Below are 16,303 nucleotides of genomic sequence, written 5' to 3' on the forward strand. Positions count from 1 at the left end.
TCTAAATCAGATGAATTAACTTTATTTTTTAGCTATTCTGTATTTTCTTCTGCCTTCTTCTTTCTCCTCGGCTTAACCTTTGTTCAAAAATATTTTCCGGAGATTTCTCAGGAGTTAAAATTTTTGCCATAGAGCCTATATTTGGGCATTCATAAAGTTTGGCAATAGAAATGTTTAGATTAAATACCTTATTGAAGGTTGCAATAAGTTGAATACCGATAAGGGAATCACCACCAATTTCAAAAAAATTATCATGTATTCCTATCTTTTCAATTCCCAGGATTGGTTGCCAGATATCGGCAAGCTTTTGTTCAATTTGATTTCGAGGAGCAACATAATCATTACTTAATTCTGGTCGAGGATATTTTGACTTGAATAAATTGGCAGTTTCTAAAAAATCTATAACTTGTGTTTCCTTGTAAGAATTATGCTGTTTTAGAGAATGCAATAAGTCAGAAGTAGATACTACAACTTGAGGCATTCTACTTCCTAAAATACGTAGAAAAGCATCGACACCTTCATTCGGTAATATACCTTTTTGAAGATTTTCTGTTCGCAATTCTTGAAGTTGTTGAGGCAATTGTGTGTTTACCGCCATGCCAACTTCTTGCCAAGTATCCCAATTGATACTTGTAGTAAATCTACCTTTTTTTGAGGCATTAGAGTGAGCAAAAGCATCAAGAAAAGCATTTGCACCACAATAATCTACCTGTCCAAATCCTCCTAAGATTGAATTCATTGATGATGCCAACACAAAGAAATCTAACTGAATATCTTTGACAATTGCATCAATAACTAGTGTTCCCTTGACCTTGGGAGCGAGAATACTTTCTGCTTCTTGTTGAGTTTTTCGCTGAATCACACCGCCTCCAGGAACTCCCGCAGCATGAATGACACCGTTTAATTGACCAAATTGCTGTTGAGCTTGAGAAACAGCACTCCGCATTTGTTCTGTATTGCTGACATCAGCACTAATTACCAAAACTTCTGCACCCAACTGTTCGAGTTCTTCAACTTTGCGAATTTTGCAGCTAGTACTATCAGCCTCATCATGAGTAGTGAGCCATTTTTCCCACTCATTTTTTTTTGGCAAAGCAGAACGTCCTACTAACAGTAGTTTTGCTTGTACAGTTCGAGCCAAGTATTCTGCCAAAACAAGTCCAATACCTCCGAGTCCACCTGTAATTAAATAAACTCCTTTTTCTCGTAATTGAGGCTTTTCGATTTTAGCTTGATCAAAACGCACAGGCTCAAAACTCTGCACCCAGCGATTCAAACCTCGGTAAGCAATTAACTTTTGGGAATCATCAACAGTCAGTTCCGCCAGTATTTTTTCTAGAAGTTTTTCTTCTTGCCAACTATCGTTGGGGGGAAGGATAACATCAATACTACGACAATTAATATTTGAATATTCTTGAGAAATAACTTTAACTGTTCCGAGTAAAGTTGCTTTCTCTGCAGAAAGTACTTCAGTTCCCGTTACTGACTGGAGGTTGTTAGAAATAACTGTGATGTTAAAATTATCAGTAGTTTCTTGTCTTCCCAAAGCTTGGGCAAGAAATAGAAGACTATAAAATCCTCTTATTTGAGCTTGTTCAACTTGTTCAATTTCTAATTCTTCTTCACTACTAGGTGTAACACTCCAGAAATGAACCATCGTTTTGGGTAACTGGTTTTGGCTGATAATTTCCTGGATGAGGATATCATAATCATGATGATTTTGAGGATTAATCGTATATTGAGACTTACCTAATCTCGTAAATTTCTCACCAAGTTTTACGGTAATAACATCCTGGTTGTGTTTTCCTAGTTCTTTTGCCAATTTGATACCCACGCCACACTCATCAAGAAATACCAAAGCGCTAGATTTTGGAGTGACTAATTCTTGATGTTTTAGTTGTACTGGGGGTAAAGAAGGCTTCCAAAAAGGAATATAAAACCAGTCGGCTATATCAGGCTTTTTAGCCAGTGATACTGGTGTGCACTCGCCATCTTGTCCTTGCTTGTTAGCTTCAATCCAGTACCTTTGTCGTTCAAAAGGATAAGTCGGCAAAGGCAAACGATGACGCTGCTCGTGGGTATAAAATCCTGACCAATCTATTTCTACACCAGCCAGCCACAACCGACCTAATGTCTGTAATAAAAAGCTAACATCCGATTGTTGCTCTTGAACATGACTTAATGAAGTTAGTACTTGTTGTTTGGTTTTTTTATCTAAATGCTGTGTTGTTAATGTGCTTAATGTTCGTCCTGGTCCCACCTCTAGAAAAACACCTTCAAACTGCTTTAACAGGTGCGATATCCCATCTGAAAACCTCACTGTTCCTCGTAAATGTTGACACCAATAATCGGGATTTGTGGCTTGTTCTTCAGTAATCCAAGTACCAGTTACATTGGAAATAAAGCGTATACGTGGTGGGTTTAGTTTGACTTTTTTGATGGATTGAATAAATGCTTCTAGTATTGGTTCCATCATTTGGGAATGGAACGCATGGGATGTATGCAACAGTTGACATTCAACTTGTTGAGAGGATAATTGATTTTTTAGTGTAGCAACTGCCTCGTTTGTTCCAGAAACAACACAGGAAGATGGGCTGTTAACAGCTGCGATTTGTAGAGAATTTTTATACAACGTCTGTGCAGAGAGTAGCGATCGCACATTTTTTTCTGAAAGCCTAATTGCCAGCATACTTCCTCTGGGTACTTGTTGCATTAACTCTCCCCTTTTTGCCACAATGAATAGAGCATCTTCTAGGGAAAATACACCTGCAACAGTCGCGGCGACATATTCCCCGATGCTGTGACCGATCATCGCTTCTGGTAGCACTCCCCATGACATTAATAACTGAGCCAGGGCGTACTCTGTAACAAATAACGCGCTTTGGGTGAGGGCTGTTTGTTGTAGTTGCTTTGAAGCAGTTTCAGTGTCTTGTTCCTTGGGATAAAGTAGGGAGCGGATATCAAGACCGAGGTGGGGTTGCAAAACCAGAGCGCACGTATCTACGTGTTTCGCAAATGTACGTTCGACTTTGTACAGTTCCTTAGCCATATTTACATACTGCGCCCCTTGTCCCGAAAACATAAAGATGACTGGACAATGACCTGGCTCATAGTGGTGACTAAAAATGCGTTGTGGGTCTTTGCTGTTAAGCGATTTCACGGTATCATCTAGGTCCTGGCAAACTACCATGCGGCGATAGTCAAAAGCTTGACGACCTACTTGTAGGGTGTAAGAGACATCTGGTAGGGGAATATCGGGGTTTTGCTCTAAATAATCACGCAGTTGTGCTGTCGCAGTGTCTAAAGCCGTGCTGGTTTTGCCTGAAAGCAGTAACAATTGCCAAGGACGCGAGGGACTCGAAGCTTCAATCACTGGAGCTTCTTGCAAAATAACATGGGCATTAGTCCCACCGATGCCAAAAGAACTTACACCTGCTCGGCGTGGTGTACCGTCGGTTTTCCACTCTGATAAATTGGTGTTGACGTAGAAGGGGCTATTAGCGAAATCTATTTGTGGATTTGGCTCCTGAAAGTGCAAACTAGGGGGTATTTGTTTATGTTTTAATGCTTGTATAGTTTTAATTAATCCTGCCACACCCGCTGCTGTATTCAGATGCCCAATATTAGTTTTTACTGAACCGATAGCACAAAAGCCTTTTTTATTTGTGCTAGCACGAAAAGCTTGTGTAAGAGCTTTAATTTCAATCGGGTCTCCTAAGATGGTTCCTGTTCCGTGCGTTTCTACATAAGTAACAGTCTCAGGTTCAACTCCAGCTAGGGCAAGCGCTTCTAAAATTACCTGCCTTTGACCATCAACACTAGGAGCTGTATATCCAACCTTTAAAGAACCATCGTTATTAACAGCAGAACCCTTGATTACTGCATGAATAAAGTCACCATCAGCAATAGCATCCTCTAATCTTTTCAAGACTACTACACCTAAACCATTGCCACCATTAGTTCCTTTTGCTTGAGCTTCAAAAGCTCGACAATGACCATCAGGAGAAAGAATTCCTGCTTGTTGATAGTGGTAGCCAGTTTTTTGTGGCACTGCAATAGAAACACCACCAGCTAAAGCGATGTCACTTTCGCCATTCATTAAACTTTGGCAGGCTAAATGGACAGTCACTAATGATGTGGAGCAGGCAGTCTGTACATTGATACTTGGTCCTTTTAGATTTAACTTGTAAGAAACTTGCGTGGGCAGGAAATCTTTATCGTTTCCAATCAAAGTTTGGAAGCTGTCTACTGATTCCATCAACTCTCGGTTGGGATATAAGTTTGAAAGCAGATAGTAACTTGCTGCTACACCAGCGAAAAGACCAATTTGACCACTATAAGTTTCAGAGTTATAACCAGCATTTTCTAGAGATGACCAAACACATTCCATAAAAAGGCGGTGTTGTGGGTCTGTAATTTCAGCTTCTCTGGGAGAAAAGCCAAAAAAGGAAGCATCGAATAACTCTATATCTTCTAATACACCGCTTGCTTTCACATAATTGGGATCATTCAGCGATGCTGAATCTACCCCAGCAGATATTAATTCCTCGTCTGTGAAAAAAGAAATTGACTCTACACCATCCCGCAGGTTTTGCCAAAAGCTATCAACTTTATTTGCTCCAGGAAAACGACCTGCCATACCAATAATAGCGATTTCGTCTTTATCATTTAAACTATGAATAAAATTATTTGCTATATCCATAAGTCAAACCCTGATGATCAATATTTTTTGTCTAACTTCAAAGCACTCAAGAAAACTTAGTTAATTATTCATTTTTGAGAAATGTGAAATTGAAATTTCAGAAGCAATCTGAATCTGGTCATTTAAAACTGCGTCAATATCTTCTTCAGTAGTTAACGGATTGGCAATGACCGCACGCATGGCAATTACAGGAAATTCTTTATCCAAGCCGATAGTTGTTTTTGTCGTTCGTGAAATAAAAGTGCGACCAATATGACGCTGCATCTTTTGTAAATATTCGTTAAAATTATTGATAATTTGATTATCTGTTTCTGTTAACTGTTTTTTCACAATGACTGCTCTAAATTGTTCTGGAACATAGCGATAAATTAATAGATTAGTATCAGGATCTGCCAACAATTCAAATTCGGGCATCACCGAAATTCGAGCAGCCATGTATTGAGTTTTCCGAATTCCTTCATCAATCAAAAACTCATATCCCTTAAGCCCAATTAGCTTTAAAGCAGCGTGTAAAAATAAAGCCATGCCCGGTCGAGAACCTTCTAAAGCACGTTTACCTAAATCAAACGATCCTTTACGCATAGTATAGCTAGCATGTTTTTCGATTGAAGAAGCTAAATAAGGGTCGCGGAAAAATACCATACCAATACCCATTGGTAAATACAATTGTTTATGTCCATCAATGGTCACTGAATCAGCTTTTTTAATACCAGCAAGCTTTTGTTGATGTTTTCGAGAAAAGATAACTGGACCCCCCCAAGCTGCATCTACATGAAAATGTACATTATTTTCTTGGGCTATCTCCGCAATATCTTTTAGCGGATCGACACTACCAGAATCTGTAGTTCCAGCAATACCAACAATAGCTATAATATGTAAGTTTTTCTGGCGACAATCTGCAACGGCTTGGCGTAATGCTCGGATATTGACTCGATTATTAGAATCAACGGCCACTCTAATCAAATTTTGAGTACTAATGCCCATTAAATCCGCAGCTTTATCAAAAGAGAAATGCATTAATTCAGAGCCAATTACAACTGCTCCTTTGTAGCCGTAAAAATTTAGGGCTGCGGTTAAACCTTCTTTTTCTATGCCTAAAAACTCATTTTTTGCTCCTAAAGATTTATTTCGCGCACACCAAAGGGCTGTGATATTGGCTGTTGTACCACCAGAAAGCAAAATTCCTAATGTACTCTGATTGTTTTGAATATGCTGGGTGTAGAAATTATCGGAGAAATTATAAATTTGCCGATGCATCATTGCTAAAGCTTCACGTTCGCAGAAGCTCAAGGCTTTAGCAGTCTCTATTTTGACAGCATTTTGATTCATTGCTGTCATCAGTTTGGCTAAAGGGCGTACAAAAGAAGGAAGTGCCGAGGTCATGTGACCGATAAATTGTGGTGAGGATGTGTGTATTGAATGAGCGATAACATTTTCATTTAATGATTGAAAATAGCTTTCAAAATCAGTAGGTGTTGTCGGTATTTTGCTATCACCAAAATTGCTTATTATCAAGTCAAGATCAACATTAGTATTTGTATTTTTTGTACTTAAAAATTCCTGAGAAAAATCATTAACTATTTCATCTATCTGTGTTTCATTCCATTTATCTGGAGTATGTGCAAACATTTGTGTTACATACTCACCAATTTCAGAATGCAATATTTGCTCAGGTTGAGAAAAGTTACTTTTGAATAATATTTCTTTTTCACTTAATGTCATTTTGTCTCCTTAAAGAGGTATTTTTTATCCGGCATTGTTAATACTCTTAGTAAATAAATTTTTCAGTGAGATTAATCACATTTTATTTTGATTAGCGAGTAAAACAATGACATTTAATGTCATCACAAGTCTAGATGAAACTTTAAGTTTTTGTGAGTTCAATGAGTACTGTTTTGATCGCTCTCGAAATCTATCCTTTTATAGGAGAGAGGTTGAAAAATCTGATTTTGAGATTTTTCCTTACTTTCCGTTTTAGAGAGGTAGGCTGAGAAGAAGAGGTCTGTCGAACTCACGTGAAGTTTCTATATTTTATTCACCTGATTGAGGCGAAATTATCCTTTACTTGGTCGCTGCTCGGTGTTCTTTTCTGGCTTGTTTTCGACGTTGTACTGAAGCTGTTCTATTTTCAGAGTGCTTTATAAAAGATGTTTCTTCTGTTGATTCCTGACTAACATATCTAGCTAGGTGGTTTACGGTTGGATATTGAAACATTTCAACCAATAGGAAATCCCTCTCAAATATTTTTTGCAATTTACTATGAACCTGAACTAAAAGCAGTGAATGACCACCCAGTTCAAAGAAATTATCATGAATTCCTATGTCCTCAACATTCAGTACTTCTTGCCAAATATTGGCAATAGTTTTTTCTACCTCAGTTTGGGGTGGCTGATAGAGTACTTCCAATTCTGGACGTAGTGTATCAGGTGCTGGTAAAGCTTTGCGATCGACCTTACCATTAGGCGTTAGTGGTAGTGCCTCTAACATGACAAAAGCTGATGGCATCATATAGTTTGGCAACTTTGACTCTAAAAAATCGCGCAGTTCAGAAATCCTTAGTGTTTGCTCTGAGTTCGGGACTACATAGGCGACTATTTGTTGAGAATCTGCTTCCGAAGAATGAACCGTAACTACAGCTTCTCGGACTTCAGGATGTTGAATGATGAGTGCTTCAATTTCTAAGAGTTCAATTCGGAAACCGCGTATTTTTACTTGATAGTCAATGCGGCCAATGTACTCTATCTCTCCACTTGGTAAATAGCGGGCTAAATCCCCAGTTTTATACAACCGTTCTCCTGGTAGGTTAGTGTAAGGATTGGGAATAAACTTATCAGCAGTAAGTTGAGGTTGATTGAAATAACCACGGGATAAACCTGCACCGCTAATATACAACATCCCAGGTACACCTACAGGAACAGGTTGTAAATTTTTATCTAACAAATAAATCTGAGTGTTGTGAATCGGGCGACCAATAGGTGGAATGTTGTTAGTATTTTTGGATATCCAGGCAGATGTTGAATAAGTTGTATCTTCAGATGGGCCATATAGGTTGAATACCTGTTGTATATTATCCTGCTGATAAAGTTGTTGTACGAGTTGATTATGAAGTGGTTCACCTGCGACATTGATCGTCTGTACTGAAGCAGGAATGCTATCAGTTATTAATAACTGTGAAATTATACTTGGAACAGTATTTATTAAGGTTACATTTTGGGCTGTTGGCAAAGTTGGTAAATATAGTGCGTTCTCAATTAAAATGACCTTACCACCGCAACATAGAGGAACAAATACCTCGAACACCGAAAGGTCAAAGCAAATTGAGGTTGATGCTAAAACTCCTTGCAAAGCTTCAATCGCAAATGTTTTGTTTGCCCAATCTAACATTGCAACTGTGCTAGCGTGTTTAATCATTACACCTTTTGGTCTGCCTGTTGAACCAGAGGTATAGATTACATAAGCTAGGTTGTCGGTAGTTACTTCAGAGAAGAAATTTTCCTGGCTTTGTTGGGCTATCAGATGCCAATCAGTATCCAAGCAAATGACTTGAGCTTTGTGTTGGGGCATTGCTGACAAGAGCGAGGCTTGAGTCAGCAATAATGGCACTTGAGCGTCTTCTAGGATGAAAGCTAATCGTTGTTTGGGATATGCTGGATCTAGTGGTATGTATGCACCACCAGCTTTGAGGATAGCTAATAGTCCGATGATCATATCGAGCGATCGCTCTACACAAATCCCCACCAATACCTCTGGTTTTACTCCCAATGAACGCAGGTAATGCGCCAATTGGTTAGCTTTTGTGTTTAGTTCACAGTAGGTTAATTGCTCCGATTCAAATACCACTGCTACTGCATCAGGTATGCGTTCTACTTGCGCTTCAAACAATTCATGGATGCACTGTTCTTGAGGATACTTAACTTCTGTATCATTCCACTCCAACAGCAATTGATATTTTTCTTGTGCAGTCAGTAGCGACAAGTCTCGAAGTTGCTGTTCGGGATTAGCAACTATACCTTCCAGTAAAGTTTTTAAATGTCCTAATATTCTGTTAATCGTCGCGCTATCAAAACGACGGGTATCATACCCAATCGACAGTAATAAATTTGAACCTGGATATACTTGTAGGGTAAGAGGATAATTCGTCTTTTCAAATATCCGAGCTTCACCAAGTGCCAGACTTTCAGCTAGCTTTTCTCCAGTACTATCTACTAAGTAATTATTAAAACTTAAAATGCTTTCAAATAGTGGCAAACCATGAGGAATTTGACTCCACTGTTGAATATGTAACAGTGGACTATACTCATACTGACGCATTTCCACTTCTTGAACTTGCAGCTTTTTCAACCAAGGTATAAGGAAAGCATTACTATCTACTTGTACTCGTAGCGGCAATGTGTTGGCGAAAAGTCCCATCATGGACTCTGCTTCTGCCAATTCAGTAGGTCTGCCTGAAGATGTAGCTCCAAAAACTATATCTGACTCACCGCTATAGCGGCTTAAAAGTATAGCCCAGGCTCCCTTGAGTAGGATGTTTAGGGTAAGATGATACTTTCGTGTCAGGGAATTCAAGGCATCTGTTGTTGTTATTGAGAGTAGGGTTTGTTGACAATCATGGTCTTCGTTTTCGCTAGAGAAAGTATCGGCAGCTTTGTCCATCATTAATGGTGTCGGTACTGTAAATCCTTTAAGCGTCTCGCGCCAGTAAATTTCAGCCTTTGATATATCTTGCTGTTGTAACCAAGAAATGTATTCTCTAAAAGGACGAGGGCTTTCTAGATGTAAATCCTGACCTTTGCAAAAGGCATTATAGAATTCATAGAATTCTTTCCATAGCCATGTTAAAGACCACCCTTCCATCAATATATGGTGATAGCTGAAGACAAATTGATAAGCGTTATCAGCCACCTGAATTAATGCCAGACGCATGAGTGGAACCTGGGAAAGTGTAAAGCCTCGTTTGCGATCCGCTGCTAAAAAAACTTCTAACTGCTTTTCTTGTTCCTGCAAAGAAAGTTCGCGCCAGTCTTGAAAATCCCAAGGCAAGTCTATTTGTCGATATACCACTTGATATGGCTTATCAAGATTTTCCCAGTAGAAGGAAGTACGCAAAATCGGATGCCGATCTAAAACTCGCTGCCATGCTTTGTGGAAAGCTGGAACATCAACTTGAGTTTGCAAAGCGTTGCAAAACTGCTCAAAGTAGACCCCCGAATTAGGTGTAACCAGTGTGTGAAAAAGCAACCCCTGCTGTAAGGGTGAAAGTTCGTATATATCTTCAATATTCTTTTGGTTCATGGAAAATTTCTCCTATATCACTGACCAATCTGAGCTAGCAACTTACTCAAATTTTCTTGATTGATGTTTGCTGCCGAAAAGTCTGAAGGGGTATACTCTACTGCTTCTAAGGAGCAAGAATGGGTGATGAGACATTTGAGCGCTTCTACAAAACTATGAGATAGTTTCTCTATAGTCTCGCGTCGATGCACATTCGTACTATAGCCAAATTCCAGTCTCAACTGACCTTCTTCATTAACCCATGCAGTCAAGCCTAGCAAATAAGAACTAGTTCCTTTTGGACTGTACATTGATCCAGTGGATTCTTCAGTCGGTCTGAGCATAGAAGATTGATCAAAGCTTTTACCAAATTGACCAAGGTAGAGAAAAAATACCTCTGCTTGAGGAAGCGATCGCATTTTCTCTGTCAGCTTTTTATCCTCACTTAGGTAGCGTAGCGCTCCATGATCAATGGTTCTACTAGAAATGCAACGAAACTGCTCTTTTACGGCTTTCAATGCCTCCCCTGGATTCTCAGCCCTCTCTAAATCCAAAAGTACAGGATAAAGAGTAGTCAGCCAACCTACTGTTCGTGATATATCCACATTATCTATAGTAGTACTTGCGTCCCGCGCATCTTCTTCGGTATTAAACAGTAGACATTTTATGCCTGTCCATTCTGTAAAAGCTTGTACAAGAGCGGTCAGTAGAACTTCTTGTGTATTAGTTCGATAGACTGCTAGAACCTCCTGAAGTAATGCCTGAGTTTCTGTTTCGCTTAACGCTACTGAGACACTTTCACCTGATGCTACAGTATTAATGCCTCCAGGATAATCTATCGGTAAGCGAGAAACCTGCTTGTGACGTTCGCTGAGGCAGGAATTTAGCCTTTTTTGCAACTCTGCGGATTGAGCGTATTCCTTTAGTCGTTCAGACCACTGTTTGAAAGAGGTTGTTTTCTGCGGCAGTTGAATTGCTTTACCCTGGCTAAGCTGGTGATAAGCAGTCTCAAGATCCTCTAGTAAGATTCGCCAAGAGCCGAAATCCACTGCCAAGTGGTGGATGATGATTAGCAAGCGGCTTGACTTGTTGACACCCAGATCAAAAAGCACACCCTGCACAATTGGCCCCTCTGACAGGTTCAAACTAGCTTGTAGTTCGGTGGCGGTTGCTTCCATCAAAGATTTTTGAACATCAGGCGAAAACGCTGATAAATCTGTATGTGTAAGATTCACCTGTTTTTCCAAGTCAGTGTTCACCTGCTGCCAGCCAGACTCAGAGGGGATAAACCGCAGGCGAAGTGCATCGTGGTGTATGAATAAATGCTGCCATGCTTGTTCAAACAAACCTGGATCAATAATTTGCATTACCTCTACAAAAAATGCCATGTTCCAGTGATGTGGTTCTGATAAATTCTGTTCAAAGAACCAGTGCTGGATAGGCGTCAGAGGAAGCGAACCAGTTACTAAGCCTTGTTCAGCCTGGACTACTTGTTTTGTACTTACCACCTCTGCCAGTTCGGTGATTGTCTGATGCTCAAACAATTGCTGAGGGGCAAGCCGATAACCTGCTTTCGCAGCTCTGGCGCTAACTTGAATGCCAAGTACAGAATCTCCCCCTAACTCAAAAAAGTTATCGTGAATACCTACTTGCTCAATTCCCAAGAGTTCTTGCCAGATATTGGCAATGGTTTGCTCTACCTCATTTCTAGGAGCAACATAGTCATTATCTAAATTAGGTCTTAAGTAAAGTGAAGCGGAACTGGCTTTTTGTGCAACTTTAGAACCTTGACTAAATTCAAGTTTAATCCATCTTTTGATACTAGTTTGTAGATCTACTGTTGATGTAACTACCTGACCAAATTTAGTCACAGATAAGGCACGTTTAAAAACCTCTAGACCTTCTTGCCTTGTCATCATCGAATCGGCACCTTTGAGTAAGGTTACTGATTCTGAGGATTCTTGAGTAATCCAATCGCCATAATTGATACTCTGCCAGGGGATAAGGCTTGTTTGGTTATGTTTATGTACAAAAGCATCAGTGAATAGGTGCGCTGCTGGATAAGCAGGTATGCCCATTACACCCAAAACAGATGCTAATGAGGATATGATTACGCAGAAATCTAGTTCTTTTCCTTGTAGGATATTTTCTAATATAAATAATCCATAGCCTGTTGAGCTTAATTGACTTTCACACTCAGTTTTACTTATCTGTTGAACAGTGCTAAACAACTTTATCCCTGCTGCATGGATTATACCGTGAACCTGACCAAAGCGCTCTGAAGCTTCAGTCATCGCTGCTTGCATTTGTTCGAGATTAGCAACATCAGCACGGCAAATCAAAACTTCCGCACCCAAGGCTTCTAATGCTTGCACTTTCTGGATTTTGCGACTGATGCGATCGTTCTCATCATGAGTTGCCAACCATTGAGACCAATCTTGTTTTGCGGGCAGACCGGAACGCCCTGTGAGAATTAGCTTGGCACGCACTGTTTGGGCTAGATATTCTGCCAGTACCAAGCCAACATCTCCCAGACCACCAAGGATTAAGTACACTCCCCCTTCCCTGATGGAAATTGTTCCTTGATCTGGCTCCTCAAGTTGTATTGGTTCAAAAATTTGCACCCATCGGTGCTTTCCACGGTAGGCAATCATGTTCTCAGATGCCTTGTGGGTGAGTTCTGCTAAGAGTTGATCTATCAGTTGATTTTCTTGGGGTGTCTCTGATTCAGGAATGACTACATCAATGTTACGACAGGTGATATTGGGATACTCTTGGGGAATCACCTTACAGATTCCCATGACAGTCGCCTTTTCCGGGCATAACTTTTCGTCACCGTTTACCTCTTGCACATTGTTGGTAACAACTAGAATTTGGATAGTATCGGTAACTTCTTGTCTTCCCAACGCTTGTGCTAGGAAAAGTAGACTATAAAAACCATTATTTTGACATTCCTCAAAGAACTGATGAGGTAATTCTCCCTGTACGTTGGGGATGAGACTCCAAAAATGGCTGATGGCATTAGGGTTTAAATCCAATGAATCAAGTTCTTTCAGCAAGGCATCATAGTCACTACTTGCTTGGGGATTAATTGCGTAAGAGCGATCGCCTAGTTGTGTAAACTGCTCTCCAACAGTCACACTAATCACATCATGCCCTTCTAATTCCAACTGTTTGACAACTTGTAAACCTACTCCAGCAGTATCAATAAAGACTAAATAATTTAATTTTTGTGCTGATTTCGCTACTATATGTGGAGAACGTTTCCAGGAAGGAATGTAAAACCAGTCGGCAATATTAGGTTTTTTCTGTAATGCTTGCGGTGATCGCATTGCCAAATTAGCTTCAGGATTAGCATCAATCCAGTAACGCTGACGTTCAAAAGGATATGTCGGTAAGGGAAGGCGATCGCGTTGTTCATCAGCATAAAAACCAGACCAATCTACCTTTACCCCTGCCAGCCAAAGGCGACCTAATGTATTCATTGAAAAGGCGACATCTGACTGTTGCTCATAGGAATGCCGCAGAGAGGGCAACATCACAGATTTGGCTCTATCATCACTTTCTAGACATTGCAGTGCGAAACTACTCAATGCCTGACCAGGGCCAACCTCCAATAAAATGGGATGATCTTTTTTCCACAATTCTTGCACCCCCGAAGCAAAGCGTACTGCTTGGCACAGATGCTTCACCCAATAACTGGGATCTGTTGCTTGTTCAGCTGTAATCCAAGTACCTGTGACGTTGGATAAATAGGGAATTTTCGGGGGTTTGAGGCTGAATGTTTGAACTAAATTGTGAAAAGTCGGTGTGATCGCCTCCATCATCACAGAATGAAAAGCATGAGAACTCTGTAAACGCTTACCAACTAAACCTCTTTCACTCAATTGTCGTTCTACTTCTTTGATAGCATCTGTAGCACCTGCAATCACACACAACGATGAGCCGTTGATTGCAGACAGAGAAATCTTCTCATTCAGGAAAGGCTGTATTTCCTCCTCGGAAAGCCCAATTGCCAACATTGCCCCTTCAGGCAACTCTTGAATCATTTGCGCTCTTTTAGCTACCAAAATTAAAGCATCTTCCAAAGACAAAACCTCGGCCAGACATGCTGCGACATATTCACCGATGCTGTAGCCAATCATTGCCGTCGGACGAATCCCCCACGATATCCACAATTGAGCTAAAGCGTATTCAATGACGAAGATAGCTGGTTGCGTGAGAAAAGTTTGATTCAGCTTTTGAGTTGCGACATCTGCCTGTTCCGTTCCACGACCTAACATTTTTCGCAAATCTAGCCCAACAGAGAGAGTGCTGGGTTTATTTCCATTCTCACTGTTTCTATTAGGATATAGAACATCTCGCAAATCATTACCAAGGTGGGGTTTGAGGAGTTCGCAACATTGGTCAATACAGGCACGAAATGTTGGCTCAGTTTGGTAAAGTTCAAGAGCCATATCAACGTAGTGAGTTCCTAGTCCAGAAAACATGAAGGCAACAGGGCGTTGCTGAGTTTTTTGAGTACTGGTGAGAACTCGCTTTGGCTCTTGGAGTGCGTTGATAGCATCTTGAATATCCCGACAGACAACTGCACGCCGATAGTCAAAATTTCTCCGTCCAACCTGCAATGTGTAAGCCACATCGGCAAGGTTTGAATCGGGATGTTCTTGGAAGTAATTAGCTAGATTTGTGGTAGCCGTTTCCAGTGCTGAATCGGTTTTGGCAGATAGCATCAACAACTGCCAAGGACGAGAAGAACTAGAAGCTTCGACAACTGGGGCTTCTTCAAGAATCAGATGGGCATTGGTTCCTCCAATTCCAAAGGAACTAACTCCTGCACGTCGAGGAGTGCCATTCGTGTCCCATTCCGAAAGTGTGGTATTGACGTAGAAAGGACTGTTAGCAAAGTCAATTTCTGGATTAGGCGAAGTAAAGTGTAAGCTGGGTGGTATTTGTTTGTGCTTGAGGGCTAAGACAGTTTTGATTAATCCCGTTACACCAGCCGCAGTGTCCAAATGCCCAATATTGGTTTTGACGGAACCAATGGCACAGAATCCTTTCTTCTGGGTACTGGAGCGAAAAGCTTGTGTCAGGGCAGCAATTTCAATGGGATCTCCTAAGACTGTTCCAGTACCGTGAGCCTCAATGTAAGTAATAGTCTCCGGTTCTACTTCGGCTACTACTTGGGCTGTTCTAATTACTTTTGCTTGGGTATCGATGCGGGGTGCTGTGTAGCTGACCTTGAGTGAACCATCGTTATTGATCGCTGATCCTTTGATTACAGCATGAATGCGATCGCGATCGCTAAGAGCATCTTCTAATCGTTTCAACACCACAATGCCTACACCCTCACCCCCCACAGATCCTTTTGCTCTAACATCAAAAGTACGGCAATGTCCGTCAGGAGACGCTATTCCCCCTTCTGTATACATATATCCAGTTTTTCTGGTTGCACTGACGGCGACTCCACCAGCCAATGCCATATCACATTCACCATTGAGTAAGCTTTGGCTTGCCAAATGGATAGCAACTAATGAAGTTGAGCAGGCAGTTTGAACAGCATAACTGGGACCTTCTAAGTTGAGTTTGTAAGAAACACGCGTGGTTAAATAGTCTTTATTAGCTGCTATTGTGAGTTGTTGAGGATCAATAGAATTTATGATATTTTGATTTAGATAAATATTAAGTAAGTAGCTGCTCAGACTAGAGCCAGCGTAAACACCAACAACGCCTTTATAAGTTTGTGAATCGTATCCAGCACTTTCCAACGCTGACCACGCAGACTCTAAGAAAAGTCGGTGTTGCGGATCGGTAATTTCTGCTTCTCTGGGATTAAAGCCAAAGAATGAAGCATCAAATAATTCTGCGTCTTCTAATGTAGCGTGTGCTTTTACATAGTTAGGGTCATTTAATATAGATGAACTTATACCTGATGACAATAATTCTTCATCACTGAAAAAAGATATTGATTCTACTCCATTTTGAATATTTCTCCAGAATTCATCAATATTTTTAGACCCAGGAAAACGCCCTGTTAAGCCGATAATTGCTATTTCTGAACCATTTATAGAATTAGGCATTGTCGAAATAACCATAATTTCGTTTAATCCTTAATTTCCTTCAATAAATTTAATTTTTTGAAGACGTTTTTTGTCTATCTTTACCAGACTATCTTTTTATTTGACAATTTTTATCAGATAAAAAGTTGATTTTTGACTTTAACTTGATTAAAATAATTAGCTAAATATCTGATATTGCCATCCTAAATCATATGTGAAAGCTTCTCTTTCTCTTCGAGACGCTAGGCGTTCGCGGAAGGCTTCCGCAGAG

4 protein-coding genes are annotated in these 16,303 nt (G+C 40.4%); all 4 read right to left on the reverse strand.

The window, feature by feature from the left end; translation table 11 throughout:
* Positions 1 to 28: 28 nt before the first annotated feature.
* The 4 genes from V7L12_RS03760 to V7L12_RS03775 all read right to left on the reverse strand — a co-directional run bounded on the left by V7L12_RS03760 (position 29) and on the right by V7L12_RS03775 (position 16,068).
* Positions 29 to 4,702, reverse strand: a complete 4,674-nt coding sequence (locus tag V7L12_RS03760; protein ID WP_335082247.1) for a type I polyketide synthase — start codon at positions 4,700 to 4,702, stop codon at positions 29 to 31.
* Positions 4,703 to 4,762: 60 nt separating this feature from the next.
* Positions 4,763 to 6,424 (reverse strand): pyridoxal-dependent aspartate 1-decarboxylase PanP, encoded by a 1,662-nt coding sequence (gene panP / locus V7L12_RS03765; RefSeq protein ID WP_335082249.1) that lies wholly within the window; start codon positions 6,422 to 6,424, stop codon positions 4,763 to 4,765.
* Between the two features lie 339 nt (positions 6,425 to 6,763).
* On the reverse strand, positions 6,764 to 9,994 hold the full coding sequence (locus V7L12_RS03770) for a non-ribosomal peptide synthetase (RefSeq protein WP_335082251.1): 3,231 nt from the start codon (positions 9,992 to 9,994) through the stop codon (positions 6,764 to 6,766).
* Positions 9,995 to 10,011: 17 nt separating this feature from the next.
* A complete protein-coding gene (locus tag V7L12_RS03775) occupies positions 10,012 to 16,068 on the reverse strand; it encodes an SDR family NAD(P)-dependent oxidoreductase (RefSeq protein WP_335082253.1) in 6,057 nt (2,018 codons plus the stop codon).
* Positions 16,069 to 16,303: the final 235 nt, after the last annotated feature.

The organism is Nostoc sp. (assembly GCF_036918245.1).
GTDB lineage: Bacteria > Cyanobacteriota > Cyanobacteriia > Cyanobacteriales > Nostocaceae > Nostoc.

What these genes read in the sequence shown, in the direction of transcription:
- V7L12_RS03770 (WP_335082251.1), bottom strand. Translation starts at nt 9,994, where the DNA reads ATGAACCAAAAGAATATTGAAGATATATACGAACTTTCACCCTTACAG.
- panP (WP_335082249.1), bottom strand. Translation starts at nt 6,424, where the DNA reads ATGACATTAAGTGAAAAAGAAATATTATTCAAAAGTAACTTTTCTCAA.
- V7L12_RS03775 (WP_335082253.1), bottom strand. Translation starts at nt 16,068, where the DNA reads ATGGTTATTTCGACAATGCCTAATTCTATAAATGGTTCAGAAATAGCA.
- V7L12_RS03760 (WP_335082247.1), bottom strand. Translation starts at nt 4,702, where the DNA reads ATGGATATAGCAAATAATTTTATTCATAGTTTAAATGATAAAGACGAA.